Origin of the sequence: Streptomyces sp. NPDC026092 (assembly GCF_040638605.1) — a bacterium.
GTDB lineage: Bacteria > Actinomycetota > Actinomycetes > Streptomycetales > Streptomycetaceae > Streptomyces.
On record NZ_JBEZYN010000001.1, the window covers coordinates 287,927 to 308,627 of the forward strand.

The 20,701-nt window shown below is 70.8% G+C and carries 15 protein-coding genes, 1 tRNA gene, 1 pseudogene and 1 riboswitch; of the genes and pseudogenes, 8 read left to right on the forward strand and 9 right to left on the reverse strand.

Going from position 1 to position 20,701, the window contains the following annotated elements; genetic code table 11:
- The first annotated feature begins 1 nt into the window (after position 1).
- The 4 genes from AB0F56_RS01330 to AB0F56_RS01345 are packed head-to-tail and all read left to right on the forward strand — an operon-like array spanning position 2 to position 1,974.
- Complete coding sequence (locus AB0F56_RS01330) at positions 2–436, forward strand: roadblock/LC7 domain-containing protein (RefSeq protein ID WP_215071982.1); 435 nt, start codon at positions 2–4, stop codon at positions 434–436.
- Entirely contained in the window at positions 433–810 is a 378-nt protein-coding gene (locus AB0F56_RS01335) for a DUF742 domain-containing protein (protein ID WP_362002744.1), read from the forward strand. Before AB0F56_RS01330 ends, AB0F56_RS01335 begins: the two co-directional genes overlap by 4 nt.
- On the forward strand, positions 788–1,411 hold the full coding sequence (locus AB0F56_RS01340; RefSeq protein ID WP_362002745.1) for an ATP/GTP-binding protein: 624 nt from the start codon (positions 788–790) through the stop codon (positions 1,409–1,411). The genes AB0F56_RS01335 and AB0F56_RS01340 overlap by 23 nt, the downstream gene beginning before the upstream one ends.
- Complete coding sequence (locus tag AB0F56_RS01345) at positions 1,408–1,974, forward strand: GAF domain-containing protein (protein ID WP_362002747.1); 567 nt, start codon at positions 1,408–1,410, stop codon at positions 1,972–1,974. Before AB0F56_RS01340 ends, AB0F56_RS01345 begins: the two co-directional genes overlap by 4 nt.
- 101 nt (positions 1,975–2,075) lie before the next feature.
- Here the strand turns inward: AB0F56_RS01345 and AB0F56_RS01350 are convergent, their stop codons facing one another.
- Positions 2,076–3,275 carry an acyl-CoA dehydrogenase family protein gene (locus AB0F56_RS01350; protein ID WP_362002749.1) on the reverse strand — a complete coding sequence of 400 codons (1,200 nt, stop codon included), beginning with the start codon at positions 3,273–3,275 and terminating at the stop codon, positions 2,076–2,078.
- Between the two features lie 574 nt (positions 3,276–3,849).
- Here AB0F56_RS01350 and AB0F56_RS01355 point away from each other — a divergent pair.
- On the forward strand, positions 3,850–4,221 hold the full coding sequence (locus tag AB0F56_RS01355) for an MmcQ/YjbR family DNA-binding protein (RefSeq protein ID WP_362002751.1): 372 nt from the start codon (positions 3,850–3,852) through the stop codon (positions 4,219–4,221).
- A 51-nt stretch (positions 4,222–4,272) separates the two neighbouring features.
- On the opposite strand, the gene AB0F56_RS01360 is transcribed toward AB0F56_RS01355, so the two are convergent.
- Together AB0F56_RS01360 and AB0F56_RS01365 are read right to left on the reverse strand one after the other, a co-directional pair.
- Positions 4,273–5,166, reverse strand: a complete 894-nt coding sequence (locus AB0F56_RS01360; RefSeq protein ID WP_362002752.1) for a transketolase — start codon at positions 5,164–5,166, stop codon at positions 4,273–4,275.
- Positions 5,167–5,248: 82 nt separating this feature from the next.
- Positions 5,249–5,935, reverse strand: a complete 687-nt coding sequence (locus AB0F56_RS01365) for a transketolase (protein WP_362002754.1) — start codon at positions 5,933–5,935, stop codon at positions 5,249–5,251.
- Between the two features lie 126 nt (positions 5,936–6,061).
- On the opposite strand from AB0F56_RS01365, the gene AB0F56_RS01370 reads away from it, so the two are divergent.
- Positions 6,062–6,135 (forward strand) — tRNA-Pro (locus tag AB0F56_RS01370).
- A 32-nt stretch (positions 6,136–6,167) separates the two neighbouring features.
- On the opposite strand, the pseudogene AB0F56_RS01375 reads toward AB0F56_RS01370, so the two are convergent.
- Together AB0F56_RS01375 and AB0F56_RS01380 are read right to left on the reverse strand one after the other, a co-directional pair.
- Positions 6,168–6,926: pseudogene (locus AB0F56_RS01375) on the reverse strand (site-specific integrase).
- A 509-nt stretch (positions 6,927–7,435) separates the two neighbouring features.
- Complete coding sequence (locus AB0F56_RS01380) at positions 7,436–10,012, reverse strand: SpoIIE family protein phosphatase (RefSeq protein WP_362002755.1); 2,577 nt, start codon at positions 10,010–10,012, stop codon at positions 7,436–7,438.
- Positions 10,013–10,699: 687 nt separating this feature from the next.
- On the opposite strand from AB0F56_RS01380, the gene AB0F56_RS01385 reads away from it, so the two are divergent.
- A complete protein-coding gene (locus AB0F56_RS01385; RefSeq protein ID WP_362002757.1) occupies positions 10,700–12,208 on the forward strand; it encodes a DUF4246 domain-containing protein in 1,509 nt (502 codons plus the stop codon).
- A 20-nt stretch (positions 12,209–12,228) separates the two neighbouring features.
- On the opposite strand, the gene AB0F56_RS01390 is transcribed toward AB0F56_RS01385, so the two are convergent.
- The 4 genes from AB0F56_RS01390 to AB0F56_RS01405 all read right to left on the reverse strand — a co-directional run bounded on the left by AB0F56_RS01390 (position 12,229) and on the right by AB0F56_RS01405 (position 18,576).
- On the reverse strand, positions 12,229–13,458 hold the full coding sequence (locus AB0F56_RS01390) for a glycosyltransferase (protein ID WP_362002758.1): 1,230 nt from the start codon (positions 13,456–13,458) through the stop codon (positions 12,229–12,231).
- Between the two features lie 149 nt (positions 13,459–13,607).
- Complete coding sequence (meaB, locus tag AB0F56_RS01395) at positions 13,608–14,597, reverse strand: methylmalonyl Co-A mutase-associated GTPase MeaB (protein WP_362002760.1); 990 nt, start codon at positions 14,595–14,597, stop codon at positions 13,608–13,610.
- Entirely contained in the window at positions 14,594–16,768 is a 2,175-nt protein-coding gene (gene scpA, locus AB0F56_RS01400; protein WP_362002762.1) for a methylmalonyl-CoA mutase, read from the reverse strand. The genes meaB and scpA overlap by 4 nt, the downstream gene beginning before the upstream one ends.
- Complete coding sequence (locus tag AB0F56_RS01405; protein WP_362002764.1) at positions 16,768–18,576, reverse strand: methylmalonyl-CoA mutase family protein; 1,809 nt, start codon at positions 18,574–18,576, stop codon at positions 16,768–16,770. The genes scpA and AB0F56_RS01405 overlap by 1 nt, the downstream gene beginning before the upstream one ends.
- Positions 18,577–18,724: 148 nt before the next feature.
- Positions 18,725–18,910: riboswitch (cobalamin riboswitch) on the forward strand.
- 262 nt (positions 18,911–19,172) lie between these two features.
- Between AB0F56_RS01405 and AB0F56_RS01410 the strand changes: the two genes are divergently transcribed.
- Positions 19,173–20,696 carry a CoA-acylating methylmalonate-semialdehyde dehydrogenase gene (locus tag AB0F56_RS01410; RefSeq protein WP_362002766.1) on the forward strand — a complete coding sequence of 508 codons (1,524 nt, stop codon included), beginning with the start codon at positions 19,173–19,175 and terminating at the stop codon, positions 20,694–20,696.
- The last annotated feature ends 5 nt before the right edge of the window (positions 20,697–20,701 follow it).

Genomic DNA, 20,701 nt, shown 5'->3' on the forward strand with positions numbered 1-20,701 from the left:
CATGGCGAGCAATGTGCCGAACGGCCATTCCTCGGATCTCGACTGGCTGCTGAGCGGTCTGGTCCAGCGGGTCCCGTACACGCGGAACGCGGTCCTGCTCTCCTCCGACGGCCTGGTCAAGTCGGTCCACGGGCTCGACACGGACGCCGCCGACCACATGGCCGCGCTGGCCTCCGGGCTGTACTCGCTCGGCCGCAGCGCCGGCGCGCGGTTCGGCGACGGCGGAGAGGTGCGACAGGTGGTCGTCGAGCTGGACTCGACGCTGCTGTTCGTCTCCACCGCCGGCTCCGGCACGTGTCTGGCGGTCCTCGCAGGGAGGGAGGCGGACGCCGCGGTCCTCGGGTACGAGATGGCGATGCTGGTCAAGAGCGTACGGCCGTATCTCGTCACGCCCGCCAGACAGGCGGCCGGCGCGGCGGGCAGCACGGGGCAGTGAGCGCGGTGTCCCCCCAGGAGGGGCCCTGGCTCGACGACGCGGCGGGCCGGCTGATCCGTCCGTACACCGTCAGTGGTGGCCGGACCCAGCCGACCACCGCCCTGGACCTCCTCTCCATGGTGATGGCGACCGGTTCCTCCCCGCAGCCGCATATGGGTCCGGAACACAGCCTGGCCCTCGGGCTGTGCGACGGACCCACCTCGGTGGCGGAGATCGCGGCGCACCTGCGATTACCGGCCGTCGTCACCAAGGTCCTGCTCTCCGACCTCGTGGACTGCGGGGCGCTGACCGCCCGCGCGCCCCGCTTCCACGCCAACCCAACCGACCGTTCCTTGCTGGAGGCAGTGCTCGATGGCCTACGACAACGGCTCTGAGCGCCACGAGAGCTTCGCGTCCGACCCCTTCCCCACCGCGCTCAAGATCCTGGTGGCGGGCGGCTTCGGCGTGGGCAAGACGACCTTCGTGGGCGCGGTCAGCGAGATCGAACCGCTGAGCACCGAGGAGCTGCTGACCCAGGTCAGCGCCGGCACCGACAGCCTGGAAGGCGTGGAGTCCAAGACCACGACCACGGTCGCGATGGACTTCGGCCGGATCACCCTCGACGACAGGAACGTGCTGTACCTGTTCGGCACCCCGGGCCAGGAGCGCTTCTGGTTCATGTGGGACGAGCTCTCCGAGGGCGCCCTCGGCGCGGTCGTCCTCGCCGACACCCGACGCCTCCAGGACTGCTTCTCCGCCGTCGACTTCTTCGAGCGGCGCGGCATCGGATTCGTGGTCGCGGTCAACGAGTTCGACGGCGCCTACCGCTACGAGCCCGACGAGGTCAGGTCCGCGCTCGACCTCAAGCCCGAGGTGCCCGTGGTGCTCTGCGACGCGCGGATCTCCAGCGCCGGCATCCGGACCCTCCTCACCCTCGTCCAGCATCTGCTCACCACCATCCCGGCCCCCGTGCCGAGCTACGGAGCACCGTCATGACCTACGACCCGACCGGTCACCTGCTGCTGACCCCCGTCGACCAGGAGGCGCCCGCCCGTGTGCGGCGGCTGCGGGAGCTGGGTCTCGGGGAGCGTCCGGAGCCCGCGTTCGACGAGTTCGCCCACCGGCTCGCGGAGGTGACCGGTGCCCCGTTCTCGATGGTCAACTTCATCGACGAGCACCGGCAGTTCTTCGCCGGGCTGCACACCCCGACGGGCACCCACACCGGCAGCGACCTCAACGCGGCGGCCGGCGGGAACGTGGGCCGGTACATGGACCGCGACCACGGCTACTGCCCGCACGTGGTGGTGCGCCGCAAGGCGCTGGTCCTGGAGGACGTCTGCGACTACCCGCGGTTCGCGGGGAACCCGGTCGTGGACGAGATCGGCATCCGCTCGTACATGGGCGCGCCGCTGATCGACCGTACGGGGATAGCGCTGGGCACGATCTGCGTGGTCGACACGGACGTACGACCGTGGGGCCGCGCCGGTCTGGAGACGATCAAGTCGCTCGCGGCGGAGCTGGTGGAGCAGATCCACCGTCGTGAGGAAGGCCTGATCTGAGCCCGCGTGGCGGGCCCGGTACGAGTGCCGGGCCGAAACGATGGCGCCCCGGGACGACTCTCATAGGAGCCGTGCCGGGGCGCGTCTGTGTCTGTGATCGGTCATGCGTGTACGGGCTCCAGCTTGAGGAGGTCCGCCAGCCGCTCCGACCAACTGCCCTTGTCCTCGCCGAGAGCGACCTCGGCGAGGCGGAGCAGCTGGATGTCGGAGGTGCCGGCCGGGGCGAAGATGTGGTGCGCGTCGCGGAGATAGCGCTCGATCGGCCGATCCGTGAAGAGCCCGGCGGCCGCGTGGATCTCCATGGCGTTGCGGCCGGAGTCGATCGCCGACTCCACGTTCACCAGCTTCGCGTTCATCAACTCCGCGTCGCAGGAGAGCCCTTGGTCCAGCAGATGGACGGCGTGGTACGCGGCGAGCCGGGCCGTCATCAGCCGCGACTGCATCTGGCCGAGCTTCAGCTTGACGGTGGGCAGGTGGTGCAGCGGCTTACCGTAGCGGTGCCGCTCCGCGCAGAACCGGGTCGTCTCCTCCAGGATCGCCTGGTGGATGCCGAGCGAGACGGCGGTGAGGTTGGCCCGCCCGTACAGCACGCTGGAGGAGTACGCGACGGCCAGGCCGTCACCTTCGTCGCCGAGCCGATTGGCGGCCGGAACACGGCAGTTCTCGAAGACGAGTTCGCCGAAGCTGAAGCCGTGCAGGCCCATCGCGGGCTGCTGGGGACCGGTCCTGAAGCCGGGGCGATCGGATTCGACCAGGAAGGCAGTCAGTCCCTTCGATCCGGGACCGGTCCTGACCACGACGCCGTGCAGATGGCCGACGTGGCTGTTGCCCACGAAGACCTTGTTGCCGTTGAGGATGTAGTCGTCGCCGTCGCGGACCGCGCTCGCGGTCATGCCGAGGACGTGCCCGCCCGACTCGGGCTCGGTGACCGCGATGGTCGGCAGGCACTCGCCGGCGGCGATGGCGGGAAGCCAGGTCTTGCGCTGCTCGTCGCTGCCGAAGTGGACGATCTTCGCGGTGCCGAGCTGGGAGGCCTGCACCATGGCGCCCATCGCGCCGCTGACGCGGGAGAGCTCCTCGATGATGATGGTCTTGGCCAGGTGACCGGCGCCCATACCGCCGTACTCCTGGCTGATGGTGGCGCCCAGCCAACCCTGCTCGCAGATCAGTCGGGACAGTTCGTGGTGCACGGATCGGGACGCTTCCATCTCGGCTATCCGTGGCCGAACTTCACGCTCTGCGAAGTCCCTTACGGTTGCTCGGAGTTGGTGATGAAGTCGACTACTGAAGTAGCTGTCCACGCGAGAGTCCTCCCCTGCTCATCGCCCGCTCGATCGATTGTTCGAGCAGGTCGTGCATCGGCAGTGGTCCCGTCCCGAACAGGCCGACACTTCATGGTGTTGATCTTTACGGGGCGGAGCAATATCGCCACCGAGTTTGTCTTAAACCGGAGTGGTTGACGCCAGCAACTGACTGTGTTTCGGATGGAGTTGACCTGTTCCAGCGGGTCACCAGGGCATTCCCCGTGGACATCTTTCTGCCACATGCCATGGGCAAACAGATCGAGGGCATATGGCCCCGAGAGGGGCGGTGTCGCCTCATCAGTCACCTGTTCACCACAGGGTCGGCATCTCGGAAGGGTCCCGGAATGCGGACGGGGCCGAAACGGTGCGGCCGGGCCCGCGTGAATCCTTCGATCCGCGGGCGGCGGACGGCGTACAGGTGTGCTCGGCGGCGCCGGGGCGCGTCACAGGGAGTGAGGGGGGCGCGCTCCGGCGCGTGCGCGGCCGATCGGCGCCGTCACGTCCGGGGCGAGGGAGGGGCGAGCCGGGGACAAGGGGTGTCGGTGTCTGTGGGGCGTCGTACGGTCGAGGTATGGCCACCGCCGACGACGTACGCCGTATCGCACTCTCGCTGCCCGGGGCGTTCGAGAAGCTCGCCTGGGGCATGCCCACCTTCCGCGCCGGCCAGGGTGGCAGGATCTTCGCCTCGCTGGACGACGACGACCAGGCGATGGGGGTGAAATGCCCCAAGGAGGAGCGCGCGGAACTCCTCGCCGCCGAGCCCGCCAAGTTCTTCGTCCGGGAGGGACACGACGACGGGTACGCCTGGATACGTGTCCGGATCGGCGCCCTTGACGACGAGGACGAGCTCCGCGCCATCCTGGCCGATTCCTGGCGCCAGGCCGCCCCCCGCCGCCTGCTGCAGGAATATCCGGAGGTCGGCGTACCCCCGGAGAGCGGCTGAGGCGACGGGGGCGGGTCCGCTCGGACCTGCCCCGCGCCCGCTCGGGCCCCCTCAGAGGTCGAAAAAGACCGAAACGCGCTCGCGCAGACCTGCCGGGTCGAGGCCCTGCCCCGCGAGGTGCTCGTCGAGCGTGCCGTACCTGCGCAGCTCCCGGCGGGCGACGCCGAGCCCGAGGACCCGGTGCGGCAGCGCGGCGAGGGCGTCGTTGGCGGCGGCGGTCGACGTGCCGGCGAGGTACGGCTCGACCAGGACGACGTCCGGGCGTGCTGTGTCGACGGCCCGGCGCAGGCCCTCGGCGTCGAAGGGGCGCACGGTCGTGGCGTAGAGGACGGTCACGTCGAGGCTCTCGGTCGCGGCGAGGACGTTGTCGAGCAGGGGCCCGACGGCGACGACCACGCCGGCTCGGCCCTCGCGGACGGTGCTGAATCCGGGGGAGACGGGGCGGGCGACGGCGTTGGACTGGACGGAGAGCCGGACGTAGTCGAGGCCGTCGCCCGCGGCCGCCTGCCGCACGAGGGCCTCCGCCTCGTCCGGGTGGCCGGGGACGTGGATCGTCCAGCCGTCGAGGGTGTCGAGCAGGGCCACATCGCCGGGTGCCATATGGGTCAGGCCGCCGGCCGGCCAGTCGTAGGAGGCGCCCGCGCTGACCAGCACCCCGCCCGCGCCCTGGTGGCCGAAGTCCAGCTTGATCTGCTCGAAGGGCCGCTCGACCAGGAAGCTCGCGAAGGTGTGCAGCACCGGCCGCATCCCGGCGAGGGCGAGCCCGCCGCCCGCGCCGATCAGCAGCTGCTCGCGGATCCCGACATTGATCACCCGGTCCGGATGGCGCCGCTCGGCCTCCCGGAAGCCGTCCCTGCTGATCTCGGCGAGGACGAGCGCGAGGCGCGGGTCCTCGTCGAGCAGCCGACTGGTGGTGGCAATGAAGCGGTCACGCATCGTGTCCATTAGGGGAAGCTCCTTCTTACGGGTCTCGGCTAGCAGGTCTCGGCCTACAGGCCTCGGTCTTACGGGTCCCGGTCCGGGCCGATCAGGCGTTCTTGGGCTCGACGCGGGCGACGACGGCGCGCGGTCGCCCCGGGTGGGGCGCGGTGAAGGCGGCGTACAGCGCCTCGTGGTCCCGCCCGTCGACGGTCTCGGCGGACCAGCCGGCGGCCTCGAACCGCGAGGCGATCCCGCCGGGCCAGCCGTGGGTGGCGGAGCCGTTGTCGATCACCAGGGTGTGCAGCCGCTCCAGACCCGCGGGCCCGGCGTAGGCGATGGCCTCGTGGTTGCTGCCCTCGTCCAGCTCGGCGTCCCCGATGAGCACCCACACCCGCGCCTCGGTGATCCCGCGCGCCCGCAGCCCGAGCGCGCTCCCCACGGCCAGCGGCAGCCCGTGCCCGAGCGACCCGCTGCCGATCTCGGCTCCGGGCACGAGGGTCCGGTCGGGATGGTGCCCGAGGGGCGAGTCGTACGAGCCGAAGCCCGTGAGCAGCTCCTCGGGGAAGAACCCCTTGGCGGCGAGGACGGCGTAGTACGCCATCGGCCCGTGCCCCTTCGACAGCAGGAACCGGTCCCGGTCCTCCCGCCCCACGGTCTCGGGCGACACCCGCAGCACCCGGTCGTAGAGCACCCAGAGCGCGTCGAGGGTGGAGGTGGCGGCGGGCGAGTGCTTCTCGTCGCCGGTCATCAGGCCCATGAGCCCGTGGAGCCGGTCGATGTCCGTGTTCGTCATGCCACCCACGGTGCAACCTCAAGCTTGCTTGAGGTCAACCCGTAAAGCGGTTCGTGACCACCCGTGGAAGTGCGGTATTGTTCTCATGCGCGTTCGGCCGGGGGAAACCCCAGGTCAGACGGGCACCGGGACGTGGCGCAGCTTGGTAGCGCACTTGACTGGGGGTCAAGGGGTCGCAGGTTCAAATCCTGTCGTCCCGACTGTGCGGAAACGCAGGTCGGAGGCCGTTCTCTCATCCATGAGAGGGCGGCTTTTCGCGCGTTCGGAGGCGCGGTGGTCGCAGTGTGGTCGCACGCCCGCGCCGGGGCTGGTTTGCCGTGGTGCTGGTGGCGGGTGGTGCGGGGGAGCGGAGCCGGTGGAGGGCTTCGCGGAGGCGGTGGAGGTGGTCGCGCGGTGGTCGCAGCCATGCGGGCCGGTCCGTGAGGCTGGCCGTCACCTCGGCGCCGCTGATTACGTGGTCAATGGTGTCGACGGCCTGGTGCGCTGCCTGTTGGGTGAGGTGGCTGTAGATGTTCGCGGTCGTCGACAGGGTGGAGTGCCGCAGCGTCTTGGAGACCATGGTGAGCGGGACGCCGGCGGTGATGGCGATGGTGGCGGCGAGGTGGCGCAGGTCATGGACCGTGACCCGGGGGACGCCGGCTTCCTCGGACAGCCGGTGGAGCCGGTCGCGTACGAGATGTGGCCCGAGCGGGCGGCCGTCGGGACGTCAGAAGACCAGCCCCGCGAAGGGATCGTTGGGGTCGCCGCGGGTCCGTGCCGCTGAGCGTGCCCGGTGGCGGAGGGCGGTGGCGACGCGGGGTGAGATGGCGACCCAGCCGCGACTCGACCGGGTCTTCGGTGTCGTGATGACCAGACGGTTGTTGCCGACGGCGGAGAGCGTGCAGCGCACGTGGAGCACGCCCTCGTTGAGGTGGACGTTGTCCCAGTGCAGACCGAGGGCCTCGCCCTTGCGCATGCCGGTGCCGATGAGGACCTCGAACAGGTCGGCCATCTCCGGGTCGGCCTCGTGGCAGTGGGTGAGGAAGCGGGCCGCCTCCTCCGCGGTCCAGTTTCGCCGCTCCGGCGACGGCGGCCGGCGCAGGACCGGGGGAGGGGCGGTGGTGGCGGACGGCGTCGCCGAGGGTGTTGGAGAGGGTGGCCAGGCACCTGTTACGGGCGGTCCGGCCGCGGTCGGCGGCGAGCTGTCCGGTGACGAATGCCGAGATGTGGCGATGGTCGAGTTGGTCGAGCTTGAGGGTGCCGAACGCGGGGACCAGGTCGTTGCGCACGTAGTCGCGGTAGCGGGCCATTGTCGTCGGCTTCAGGACGAGTGCCTTCGCCGCCAGCCTTATGTCCAGATAGGCGGTGACGGTCTGGTTTTCGGGTCCGAGTCGAACCCGTCGGCCTCACCCTCGAGGAACCGCCGCAGTGCCTCTTCGGCCGCATCCTGACTGGCGAAACCACCCGGCGCACCGTCGACCGCCGGTGGCCCGGGGCGGGGACGTCGACGGCGAAACTGGTCTAGGAGAGGGCACTGCCGGCGGCGGGCAGGACCTGTTCGGCCCAGATGACCTTGCCTTCCGGTGTGTACCGGGTGCCCCAGTGCTCGCTGAGCTGGGCCACCAGGAACAGCCCGCGGCCTCCCTCGTCCGTGGTGGCGGCGTACCGCAGATGCGGGGCGGTACTGCTGCCGTCCCACACCTCGCAGGTCAGAGTGCGATCGCGCAACAGACGAACGCGAACTGGCGCGGCGGCGTACCTTATGGCATTGGTGATGAGCTCGCTGAGGATCAGTTCTGTGGTGAAGGCGAGTTCCTCCAGGCCCCACTCCTCGAGTTGCTCGGCCGCGAGGGCACGCACGGCGCCGACCTCGCTCGGGTCGAACGGTACGTCCCACTCTGCGACCCGGCTGGGGCTCAGAGTCCGTGTCCGGGCGATGAGCAGCGCGATGTCGTCGGCCGGCCGGAGGGGGAGCAGGGCGTCGAGGACGGCGCGGCGGCTGGCTTGCGGGTCTCGGTCGGGGTGGCTCAGCGCCGTGCGCAGCCTTTCCAAACCCTCTGAAATGTCCCGGCTCCGCTCCTCGACCAGCCCGTCGGTATACAGGACAAGCTGACTGCCTTCCGCCATGTGCAGTTCCATGCTCTCGAAGGGCATGCCTCCCAGCCCCAGCGGGGGACCGGCCGGCAGTTCCGAGATCGTCGTCGTGCCGTCCGGGGCGACCACGAGCGGTGGCATGTGCCCTGCCCGCGCCATGGTGCAGCTCTGCGAGACCGGGTCGTAGACGGCGTACAGGCAGGTCGCGCCCAGGACACCGCCGTCCGAGGGCGGGCTGTCGCCTTCCTGGTCCATGCGCTGGACGAGGTTGTCGAGACGGGCGAGGAGTTCGTCGGGCGGCAGATCCAAGGAGGAGAAGTTGTGCACGGCCGTGCGCAGCCGCCCCATGGTGGCTGCGGCGTGCAGGCCGTGCCCGACGACGTCTCCGACGACGAGCCCGACGCGGCTGCCCGGCAGCGGGATCACGTCGAACCAGTCCCCGCCCACTCCGGACTGGGCGGGCTGGTAGAAGTGCGCGACGTCCACCGCGCTCTGCTCGGGCAGATCCTGCGGCAGCAGGCTGCGCTGGAGCGTCACGGCGAGGTTGTGTTCGCGGGTGTAGCGGCGGGCGTTGTCCATGGTGACCGCGGCGCGGCCGACAAGCTCCTCGGCCAGGGACAGGTCGTCCTCGTCGAACGGTTCCGGCTTCTGCGACCGCCAGAAGTTGACGATCCCGAGCACGACACCTCTGGCTTTCAGCGGAGCCGCGATGAGCGAGTGGATGCCGTAGTCGACGATCCGGGACGTCCGCAGCGGGTCCTGGGCGTGCCAGCCCGGCGCGTCATGGAGATCGGGTACGAGTTCGGTCGTGCCCGTACCGTAGCCACGGGCCTGCGGTGTGGAGGGCAGGAAGTCGATCAGTGCGCCGAGCGGGTACAGCGGGTGATCGGATCGGATGCCGCTGACCGCCGTGCGCCGCATGTCGGCGCCCGGGCCGGGCTCGTCGCCCTTCAGTACCGGGTCGGCCAGGTCGACCGTGACGAAGTCCGCGAACTGGGGAACGGCGACGTCGGCCAGTTCCTTCGCGGTGCGGACCACGTCGAGGGTGGTGCCGATGTCACCCCCGGCGTCGTACAGCAGCTTGAGCCGCTTGCGGGCCGTCTCCGCCCGGCTGCTCAGGAGCTGCATCTCGGTGGAGTCGCGGATGGTGACCGCCGAGCCATGCGGGCGCGTGGGCCGCTGATTGACCACGAGCAGCCGGTCCCCGGCCTCCAGCACCTCGTCGGTGGCCACCCGGCCGGACAGCAGCAGCTCCGCCATTCGGCGATCCATGCCGACCTCGTCGACGGGGCGTCCTTCGGCGTCGTCCGGCAGGCCGAGCAGTCGTCCGGCCTCGTCGTTCGCCAGGAGTAGCAGTCCGTCGCCGTCCGTGATCAGCACCCCTTCGCGGACGGAGTGGAGCACCGCGTCGTGGTGCTCGTACATGCGAGTCATCTCCTGCGTGCCGAGCCCGTGGGTCTGGCGGCGCAGTCTTCGGCTGATCAGCGCCGTGCCGACGGTGGCCAGAGCCAGACCGATGGCGATGGCCAGGAGGATGACCGGAAGCTGACGGTCGGCGATGCCGGTCACGCTTGCCACCGTCAGACCTGCCGATACGAGGGCGACAACCTCACCCTCGGGCGAGGTGACCGGGACGATCGCCTGGATCTCCTTACCGAGCGGCCCGTCCACACTCTCGGTGTACACCTCGCCGGCGAGTGAGGGCTCGATCGTGCCGACGAACCGCTCGCCGATGCGGTCGGGCTGGGGGTGGCTGTAGCGGATGCCGTTCGTGTCCATCACCACGATGAAGTCCACGCCTGCGTCCTTGCGTGTCTCCTCGGCGAGGGGCTGCAGGATCGCGGACGGGTCCGGCGAACTCAGCGCGTCCTGCAGGCCCAGGGAGTTCGCAAAGGTCTGAGCCACGGAAACCGACCGGTTGCGCGCTTCACGGTCGATGTCGTACCGCGACTGCAGCAGCAGAGCCAGGAGGGCCCCGGCGGCGAGCAGCACCACGATCGCCACCTGAAGGACGAAGACCTGTCCGGCGACGCTTCCGAATCTTCTGCCTAGGTTCGACCGCACCGGTACGCCGGGCACGATAGACGAGACGGGCTCACAACCCCAGTTGTAGCACCTCCCCGCGGCCAGGGCTCCTGTCTTTCACGGTACGCGTCTGAACCACTACACAAGGTTCATCCTCTTCCGCGGCCGGCGGGTGAGAGGTGGACACGGCCCGAGTGGTCGCCGCGGCCGGGGAGAACGACAAGTCGCCCGTGTGGCTCGTCCCTCGGCGCCGGCCGTGAGTACGGTGCGCGAGAGGGCTCACGCGAGGGACACCGGCGACCCGGTGTGACGGGCGGGACAGACCGTGCACGGGGTCCTCGGCCGCCTTCGCGCTCCTCACCCGTGTTCCAGCCTGGCGGCAGGTGGGGACCACACAGTGTGCGCGGCGGTGAACGGCCTGGGTGTTCAAGCGCAACTCGGGCGCAGAATTCGTTCGTTATGTCACGACAATCCCCATGGCCCCTATTCCTGGGGGTCAAGGGGTCGCAGGTTCAATTCCTGTCGTCCCGACTCTGCTTTTCGCAGGTCGGAGGCCGTTCTCTCATCCATGAGAGGGCGGCCTTTCGTGTGTCTGGGGGAGGCCGCGGTGTCAGTGGGCTGGGCTATCGTTCCCGCCACCTGACACCGACTGTAGGGATCACGAGATTGACCGGCCTGTCTGCTTTCCCGCTGCCCTTCAACGCCGCCCGTTCCCAAGCGTTCGCGAAGCCCCGAACGCTGCGGGAACTCGAGATCATGCGGTGCAGCGCGCACATCCGGGCGAAGCCGGAGTGGTTCGACAAGATGAACGACGCCGACATCGTCGCCAGGTGGACGCGAGAAGCGGTCGACCAGGGCCTCACCGAAGCACAGGTCCGCTACGTGCTCGCCGAACTCGTGCACTACGCCGCGCTGCGGGATGAACGAACCGGCATCGAGGTGTCCGCCGTCGACGGGGTGTGGCAGTCGGACACACTGATCGACGACGAGCTCGGATCCCGGCTGCGCGAGGCGGTCCGGGTCCTGGAAGAGGTCCCCGACGCGGAACGGGACTGGCATCCCGGATCCGACGGGCAGGTACTGGATCTGGTTCACCCCTCGCTGTTCTGCCTGGTGAACGGGGTGAGCGGCGAGCCCGAGCGGGCCTGGCAGAACCCGACGGACCAGTACTCGAAGTACGAGTTCTCGGAGCGGTTCCAGTGGCTGCCCACGGACGTCGACGTCAGCGACGACGGCGAAGTCGCTTTCCGTTCGTACGTCAACAACGTCCACCCCGAGACCCATCGCGAACTGGCCTCCGTCCTGCCGGACTTGTTCGCGCGCATGCGTCCGCTGCTGGAGAACGTGCTCACCGATCTCCGTCATCCGCGGCCGCTGCGGATCGAGGCCGATCCCTTCGGGTGGTACGACTCGGAGCCGGTGTATCCGAAGAAGTCCGACTACAGCGATGCCGGGGCCCACTCGGATGCCCTCGACGCGTGGACGGACGCCTACGAGGAGTGGTGGGACAACCGCCGCCCGGTCGTCCCGGACGCCCCGGCCTTCACCGCGCCCGAGGCGCCCGACGCGTCCGCCCGAGTCGACCTGCGCGGTCGCCGTCTTCAGGTCATCGTCAAGCTCGCCACCGTGCATCTCACGCCGGAGAAGCCCGAGTACGCGGGGGGTTCCTGGCATGTCGAGGGGATGCTGAACGAGCGGATCGTCTCGACCGGCATCTACTACTGGGACAGCGAGAACATCACCGAGAGCCGGCTGGGTTTCCGGGCCGCACTCGACGACCCGCACTACGCGCAGAACGACGACGACGGCCTGCGCGAGGTCTACGGTCTGGAGGACGAGGACGCGCTGAACCAGCTGCTGGGATCGGCGTCGACGCCGGCGGGCCGCTGCCTGGCGTTCCCGAACGTCCTGCAACACCGCGTCGGCTCGTTCCGCCTCGCGGACCCCACGCGCCCGGGACACCGCAAGATCCTCGCGTTCTTCCTGGTCGACCCGTCGCAACGGATCGTCTCGACGTCCGATGTGCCACCGCAGCAACCGTGGTCCGACACCTCGACCATGACGCTGGAGCAGGCCGAGGACCACCGCGAACAGCTCATGCGGGAACGCAAGTTCTTCGTCGACGAACACAACGAGCAGCTCTACGAGCGAGAGTTCTCCCTCTGCGAGCACTGACCCTCGTAGGCCGTTGAGGGTTACGCGGTCGTGGGTGGCCTGTGCGTGCCGGCTGCGTCCAGGAGCAGTCGGGCGGCGACGGTGGCGCCGTCGGTGCGCATCGCGGCGGCCACGGCCGCGGCTCGGGTTCGGGTGTCGGGGGCCAGGGCGGTGGTGAGCGCGGCGGTCAGGGAGTCGACGGTGGCTGTCGGGCCCTCGTGTGCGACGCCGATGCCCAGCTCGGCCACGCGGGCGGCCCAGGACGGTTGGTCGACGATCCGGGGGACCACCACCTGGGGCGTGCCGGAACGGGAGGCTGTGGTCGTGGTGCCCGCTCCGCCGTGGTGCACGATCGCGGCGACCCGGGGGAACAGGGCCTGCTGATCGACCTCTCCGGCGACGAAGCAGTCGTCGGCGTCGTCGATCGGGGCCAGCCCGGCCCAGCCGCGGGCGAGGACGACCCGGCGGCCCTGCGCGCGGCTCGCCTCGACGGCCACCCGGGCGGTCTCCCCCGGGGAGGCTGTCGCCATGCTGCCGAAGCCCACGTACACCGGCGGTTCACCGGCGCCCAGGAAGGCCTCCAGCTCTCGCGGCAGCGGACGGTGGTCGGGCAGGACCCACGCCCCGGTCTGCACGACGTCGATGTCCGTCCTGTCCGGCGGCGCCGGGCACAGGGTCGCGTCAGCCGCCAGCCAGGGGAAGTCGGTGTGGACGTAGTCGAGGACGTCGTCCGCCGGCGGCAGGCCGACACCCGCACGGTGGTCGTTGAGGGCATCGGCGAACATCGCGATCGCCTTCTGGCCCTGCTCCCAGTGGGCCTTGTCGGCCGTGTCCTGCGCGGTATGTCCGCTTGCCTCAGGGGCGATCTTCCGTGGCGGCAGTCCGCGCACGTGGTAGCACCCGTAGACATAGGGGATGCCGACCTTGTCGGCCGCTCCCCGTGCGCCGGCGGCCGCCATCATGCCGTTCGCCAGGAGCACGTCGCACCCCTCGGCCGCCGTCGTGAGCGTGTCGAACCCGGCGGCGACCAGCTCGGAAGCGAGCCGGACCGCGTCCTGTGCCGTCGGCGGCTTCGCGCCGGCGGTCACCGAGCGCACGGTCGGGCCGATCGGCACCAGCGGCACGCCCGCCCGCGCGAACAGCGTCGCGAACTCCTCGTCCGGCGGCGCGCACACCAGCGCCTCCGCGCCGAGCCCCCGCAAGGCCACCGCGAGCCCCACCAGCGGCTCGACGTCCCCGCGCGATCCCCACGTCGTCAGCAGCACACGCACGTCACATCTCCCACCAGCCGAAGTCGCCGAGGAACGGGGCCTTCAAGCCCTACCCCGTTCTCCTGCACTCCGGATCTCGATGCGACGCGATGAAGTATCCGGGTGATGAACGAATCCGGTGCCCGGGAGGCTCCTCCCGGGCACCGGACTCAGCCTCTGTCCGTCGGCTCCTCGAACGCCCGCAGCAGCCGCTCCGCGGCCGTGGTCGCCGTCAACACGCCGTCCCTCAGCTGCTGTTCGACGTCGGGTGTCGCCGCGCGTACGGCGGGGTGGGCGTGCAGGCGGCCGAGTAGCTCGTCCCTGACCATCGTCCAGGTCCAGTCGACCTGCTGGTCCCTGCGCCGGGCGGCGAGCCGGCCGGTCGAGTCGAGCAGGGTGCGGTGCTGTTCGAGCCGCTCCCAGACGGTGTCGAGCCCCGTCGACTCCCGCGCGCTGCAGTGCAGGACCGGCGGCGTCCACACCGCGTCCGCGCCGTGCATCAGCCGCAGCGCGCCCGACAGTTCGCGGGCGGCGGCGCGGGCGTCGCGTTCGTGTGGCCCGTCCGCCTTGTTGACGGCGATGACGTCCGCCAGCTCCAGGACGCCCTTCTTGATGCCCTGCAGCTGGTCGCCCGTCCGCGCCAGGGTGAGCAGCAGGAACGAGTCGACCATCTCGGCCACGGCGGTCTCGGACTGACCGACACCGACGGTCTCGACGAGGACCACGTCGTAGCCCGCGGCCTCCATCACGATGATCGACTCGCGCGTCGCCTTGGCGACCCCGCCCAGCGTCCCTGCCGTCGGCGAGGGCCGGACGAAGGCCGCCGGGTCCACGGCGAGGCGCTCCATCCGCGTCTTGTCGCCGAGGATGGAGCCGCCGGTCCGGCTGGACGACGGGTCGACGGCGAGCACCGCGACGCGGTGACCGGCGCCGGTCAGCATCGTTCCGAAGGCGTCGATGAACGTCGACTTGCCGACGCCCGGCACCCCGCTGATCCCGATGCGCCGCGCCCGGCCGCTGTGCGGCAGCAGCTCGGTGAGCAACTGCTGGGCAAGCGCCCGGTGTTGGGGGCGGGTGGACTCGACGAGCGTGATCGCGCGCGCCACGACGGCACGCTTCCCGTCGAGCACCCCCTTCACATACGCGTCGAGGTCGATCACAGCTCGTGCCCGAGACCGTCCGACAGTCGCCGTACCAGGTCGTGGGCCGCGTCCGGGATCACCGTGCCGGGCGGGAAGACGGCGGCCGCGCCCATCTCCAGGAGCGTCGGCACGTCCTGCGGCGGGATCACCCCGCCCACCACGATCATGATGTCCTCGCGACCCTCCGCCGCCAGCTCCTCCCGAAGCGCCGGTACGAGCGTGAGGTGGCCGGCGGCCAGAGAGGACACCCCGACGATGTGCACGTCCGCCTCGACGGCCTGCCGGGCGACCTCGCCGGGGGTCTGGAACAGCGGGCCGACGTCCACGTCGAAGCCCAGGTCGGCGAAGGCGGTGGCGATCACCTTCTGGCCTCGGTCGTGGCCGTCCTGGCCCATCTTGGCGACCAGGATGCGCGGCCGGCGGCCCTCGGCCTCCGCGAAGGCGTCGACCAGGGTGCGGGTGCGTTCGACGGACGGGGACTGTCCGGCTTCGGTGCGGTACACACCGGAGATCGTACGGATCTGGCTCGCGTGCCGCCCGTACACCTTCTCCAGAGCGTCGGAGATCTCACCGACGGTCGCCTTGGCGCGCGCCGCCCGTACGGCCAGTTCAAGGAGGTTGCCCTCGCCGCCCGCGGCCCGGGTGAGCGCGTCGAGCGCGTCCTGGCACGCGGTCTCGTCCCGCTCCTCGCGCAGCCGCCGCAACTTGGCGATCTGCTGGGCGCGTACGGAGGAGTTGTCGACCTTGAGCACGTCGATCTGCTCGTCCGAGTCCACCCGGTACTTGTTCACGCCGATCACGGGCTGGCGCCCGGAGTCGATGCGCGCCTGGGTCCTGGCCGCGGCCTCCTCGACGCGCAGCTTGGGGATGCCGGCGTCGATGGCCTGCGCCATGCCGCCCGCGCGCTCGACCTCCTGGATGTGCTTCCAGGCGCGGCGGGCCAGGTCGTACGTCAGCTTCTCGACGTACGCGCTGCCGCCCCAGGGGTCGATGACCCGGGTCGTGCCGGACTCCTGCTGGATGAGCAGCTGGGTGTTGCGGGCGATGCGGGCCGAGAAGTCGGTGGGCAGCGCGAGCGCCTCGTCGAGGGCGTTGGTGTGCAGCGACTGGGTGTGGCCCTGGGTGGCCGCCATCGCCTCGACGCAGGTCCGCGTCACGTTGTTGAAGACGTCCTGGGCGGTCAGCGACCAGCCCGAGGTCTGCGAGTGGGTGCGCAGGGAGAGGGACTTGACGTTCTGCGGCTCGAACTGCTTGACCAGCTTGGCCCAGAGCAGACGGGCCGCCCGCATCTTGGCGATCTCCATGAAGAAGTTCATGCCGATCGCCCAGAAGAAGGAGAGCCGGGGCGCGAACGCGTCGACGTCCAGGCCCGCTTCACGCCCCGCCCGGATGTACTCGACGCCGTCGGCGAGGGTGTACGCGAGCTCCAGGTCGGCCGTCGCGCCCGCCTCCTGGATGTGGTAGCCCGAGATGGAGATCGAGTTGTAGCGCGGCATCCGCTGCGAGGTGAAGGCGAAGATGTCGGAGATGATCCGCATCGACGGCTTCGGCGGGTAGATGTAGGTGTTGCGGACCATGAACTCCTTGAGGATGTCGTTCTGGATGGTCCCGGCCAACTTCTCGGGCGGTACGCCCTGTTCCTCCGCCGCGACGATGTACAGGGCGAGCACGGGCAGCACCGCGCCGTTCATCGTCATCGACACCGTCATCTTGTCCAGCGGGATGCCGTCGAAGAGCTGGCGCATGTCGTAGATCGAGTCGATCGCCACGCCCGCCATGCCGACGTCACCGGTCACGCGCGGGTGGTCGCTGTCGTAGCCCCGGTGCGTGGGCAGGTCGAAGGCGACCGAGAGCCCCTTCTGACCGGCCGCCAGATTGCGCCGGTAGAAGGCGTTGGACTCCTCGGCCGTGGAGAAACCGGCGTACTGCCGGATCGTCCAGGGCTGGTTGACGTACATCGTCGGGTACGGGCCCCGCAGGTACGGCGCCATGCCCGGGTACGTCCCCAGGAAGTCGAGGCCCTCCAGGTCCTGGCCGGTGTACAGCGGCTTGACCGCGATGCCCTCCGGGGTCTCCCAGAGCAGGTCGTCACCGCCGGCGGCCTTCTTCACGGCGGTGCGCCACTCGTCGGCGCTTCCGTCGGCGGCCGGGGTACCCAGCTCGATCCCGGAGAAGTCGGGGACGGACATCAGGACACTCCCATCCGGTCAAGGGTGGCGACGAGCACGGCGACCGTGTCGCAGCCCGCGAAGACATGGCTGTCGACACCCGCGTACTGCGCGGGCCGGCCCGCGAGGAACACATGCCCCGCGCCTGCGGCCCGCAGCTCGCGCGCGCGTTCCTCCGCCTGTTCCTCGTAGAGCGCGTCGCTGGAGCAGAGGCACGCCTCGCTCGCCCCGCTCTCCTCGAAGGTGCCCTCGGTGACGGCCTCGATACCGCCCGCCTGGAAGAGGTTGGCGGCGAACGTGGCGCGTGCCGTGTGCGCGGCGGCGGGGCCGAGCGTGGCGAGGTAGATCCGCGGCCGGGCGCCGGTCGCGGCGAGGTGCGCGTCGGAACGGGCGCGCAGCGCCTCGAAGGCGTCGTCGCGGCGGACCCGGGGGAGCCCGCCGGACGGCGGCTCGGGCGCGGGTTCGCGGACGACGGGGTTCTCGGCGAGGTTCGGGAACTCGCTGACGCCGGTGACGGGTTCGCGGCGCTTGGCGAGCTTCGCGCTGCGGGCCGACCAGGTCTCGGCGAGCCGGTCGCCGATCATTCCGGAGCGCAGCGCGGCGGCCTGGCCGCCGGCGCTCTCGATCGTTTGGAAGAACTCCCAGCCCGCGTGGGCGAGTTCGTCCGTGAGCCGCTCCACGTACCAGGAGCCGCCCGCAGGGTCGATGACCCGGGCGAGGTGCGACTCCTCGACGAGGATGGTCGAGGTGTTGCGGGCGATGCGGCGCGCGAACGCGTCCGGCAGCCCGAGCGCGTGGTCGAAGGGAAGCACGGTGACGGAGTCGGCGCCGCCCACGCCCGCGGCCAGCGTGGCCACGGTGGTGCGGAGCATGTTCACCCACGGGTCGCGCCGGGACATCATCACCGGGGAGGTCACCGCGTGCTGCCGCTGGGCGCCCGCGCCGCTCGCCCCGCTGACCTCGGCCACCCGGGCCCAGAGCCTGCGCGCGGCACGGAACTTGGCGATGGTGAGGAACTGGTCGGCGGTGGCCGCGTACCGGAACTCCAGCTGGCCGAGGGCCTGTTCGACGGAGAGTCCGGCCTCGTCAAGCTGCCGCAGGTAGGCGACGCCGGTCGCGAGGGCGCACCCCAGCTCCTGCGCGGCCGAGCCGCCGGCCTCGTGGTACGGCAGCGCGTCCACGGTCAGCGCCCGCAGGCCCGGGTACTCCTCGACGCAGCGCCTGGCGAGGCCGACGGCGGGGGAGAGGTCGTGGGGCCGGCCCGTGCGGGCCTCCAGGCCGAGGGGGTCGGCGCCCAGGTTGCCGCGCGCCGCCTCCGGGGCGACGCCCCGCTCCTCGTACAGTCCGAGCAGCTCGCGCGAGGTCGCCTCCACGTCCTGCCCGGCGTCGAGGACGACGGGCGCGAGGTCGAGGTAGACGCCGTCGAGGGTCCGGCCGAGGCTGCCGAGGGGGATGCCGCCCTCGCCGACGACCAGCCAGAGCGAGGTGACGCCGTTCTCCAGGTCGGCGAGGACCGTCCCGGCGTCCGCGGTGGTGTGCCGCTGGCGCACGTCCCAGCCGCCGACCGTGTTCCCCTCGGGGCGCCCGGACCGTACGAAGGGCGCGAAGCCGGGCAGGCCGGGCTCGGGGGCGGTGTCCTCGGCGGCATAGAGGGGACGGACGCGGAGCGCGTCCTCCAGGGCGGTGGACAGGGCGTCCTCGGCCGCCGGGCCCTCCACGTCCTTGCCCGACTTGCGCAGTACCCCGGCTACCAGGTGCTGCCACTGTTCACGGGACGCGTCGGGGAATTCGGCGGCGAGGGCGAGCCCGTCGTCGGGAAGGACTGTCATGCTCGGATGTTAGGACAGCTCGCTCAGATGACAGCAGTGCACACCGCTGTGACCTTGCCCTCTCCAAGCAGGTCTTGAAGCCGCGGGCGACTCCGCTCTACTAAGGGGTGTCGCAGGTTCACCCGGCCGGGGGTGGATTTACTAGGACGTCCAACTATATAGTCGCGGCGAAGGCCCGCGGTGCAGGGAAGCCGGTGTGATTCCGGCGCGGTCCCGCCACTGTGACCGGGGAGTACGCCGTCGAGCAGCACGCCACTGACGAGCGATGTCGGGAAGGCGGACGGCGCGCGCTGATCCGGGAGTCAGGATACCGGCCGCGGGATGTTCCGTGTTGTCCACGAGGATGGAGCTGACACGCATGGCACCGGTGCGCCCGCACACTCCCCGCGGATCCGGCCGACGGGCACCCGCCCGTCCAGGACCCCGTCGAGTGGGATCCCACCACCCCACGACCGTCAGGACCTGACGGCGCCTCGCCATTCGCGCTCTCGCGCCGTGCACCGCCACCACGCCGCCGCATCATCACGCCCACCGGCGTGCGCGGACGTGGCGGCCCCCGGCGCGCCATCCGGATCACCTGACGAGAGCAGGCACTCATGGTCCGCGCACAAGACGCCACCACCGTCCGCGAGTTGACCCACTTCATCGGCGGCAGGCACACCCCGGGAACCTCGGGCGCCTACGGCGACGTGTACGACCCCAACACCGGCCAGGTCCAGGCCCGCGTCCCCCTCGCGAACCGGGCCGAGACCGAGGCCGCCGTCGCCGACGCCGCCCGGGCGCAGCGCGACTGGGCCGCCTGGAACCCGCAGCGCCGCGCCCGCGTCCTCCTGCGCTTCCTCCAGCTGGTCGAGCAGGAGAAGGACGGCCTCGCCCGGCTGCTCTCCTCCGAGCACGGCAAAACCGTCGCCGACGCCCACGGAGACCTCCAACGCGGCCTGGAGGTCGTGGAGTTCGCCGCCGGCATCCCGCACCTCCTCAAGGGCGAGTTCACCGACAACGCGGGGACCGGCATCGACGTCCACTCGCTGCGCTCCCCGCTCGGCGTCGTCGCCGGCATCACCCCGTTCAACTTCCCCGCGATGATCCCGCTCTGGAAGGCCGCCCCCGCCCTGGCCTGCGGAAACGCCTTCATCCTCAAGCCCTCGGAGCGCGACCCCTCCGTACCGCTGCGGCTCGCGGAGCTCTTCCTTGAGGCGGGTCTTCCGGCGGGCGTCCTCAACGTCGTCAACGGCGGCAGGGAAGCCGTCGACACCCTCCTCGACGATCCCCGCGTCGCCGCCCTCGGCTTCGTCGGCTCCACCCCCGTCGCCGCGCACCTCTACGCCACCGCCGCCGCCCACGGCAAGCGCGCCCAGTGCTTCGGCGGTGCCAAGAACCACATGATCGTGATGCCGGACGCCGACCTCGACCAGGCCGTCGACGCCCTCATCGGCGCAGGCTACGGCTCGGCCGGCGAGCGGTGCATGGCCGTCTCGGTCGCCGTCCCCGTCGGCGAGGACACCGCCGACGCCCTCGTCGCCCGGCTGAAGGAGCGCATCGGCACGCTGAGGATCGGCCGGAGCGACGACCCGGACGCCGACTTCGGGCCGCTCGTCGGCCCCGACGCCGTCGACCGGGTCCGCAAGTACATCGGCATCGGCGTCGAGGAAGGCGCCGAACTCGTGGTCGACGGGCGCGACTTCGCCCTCCCCGGGCACGAGGGCGGCTTCTTCGCCGGGGCGTCCCTGTTCGACCGGGTCACCCCGGACATGCGCGTGTACCAGGAGGAGATCTTCGGCCCCGTGCTCTGCGTGGTCCGCGCCGCCGACTACGAGGAGGCCCTGCGGCTGCCCAGCGAGCACCTCTACGGCAACGGCGTGGCGATCTTCACGCGGGACGGCGACACCGCCCGCGACTTCACCCGGCGCGTCGACACCGGCATGGTCGGCGTCAACGTGCCCATCCCGGTGCCGGTGGCGTACCACACCTTCGGCGGCTGGAAGCGGTCCGGCTTCGGCGACCTGAACCAGCACGGACCGGACGCCATCCGCTTCTACACCCGCACCAAGACCGTGACCTCGCGCTGGCCCGCCGGGCTCCGCGAGGGCGCGAGCTTCACCCTCCCCACGATGGGCTGAGCGAC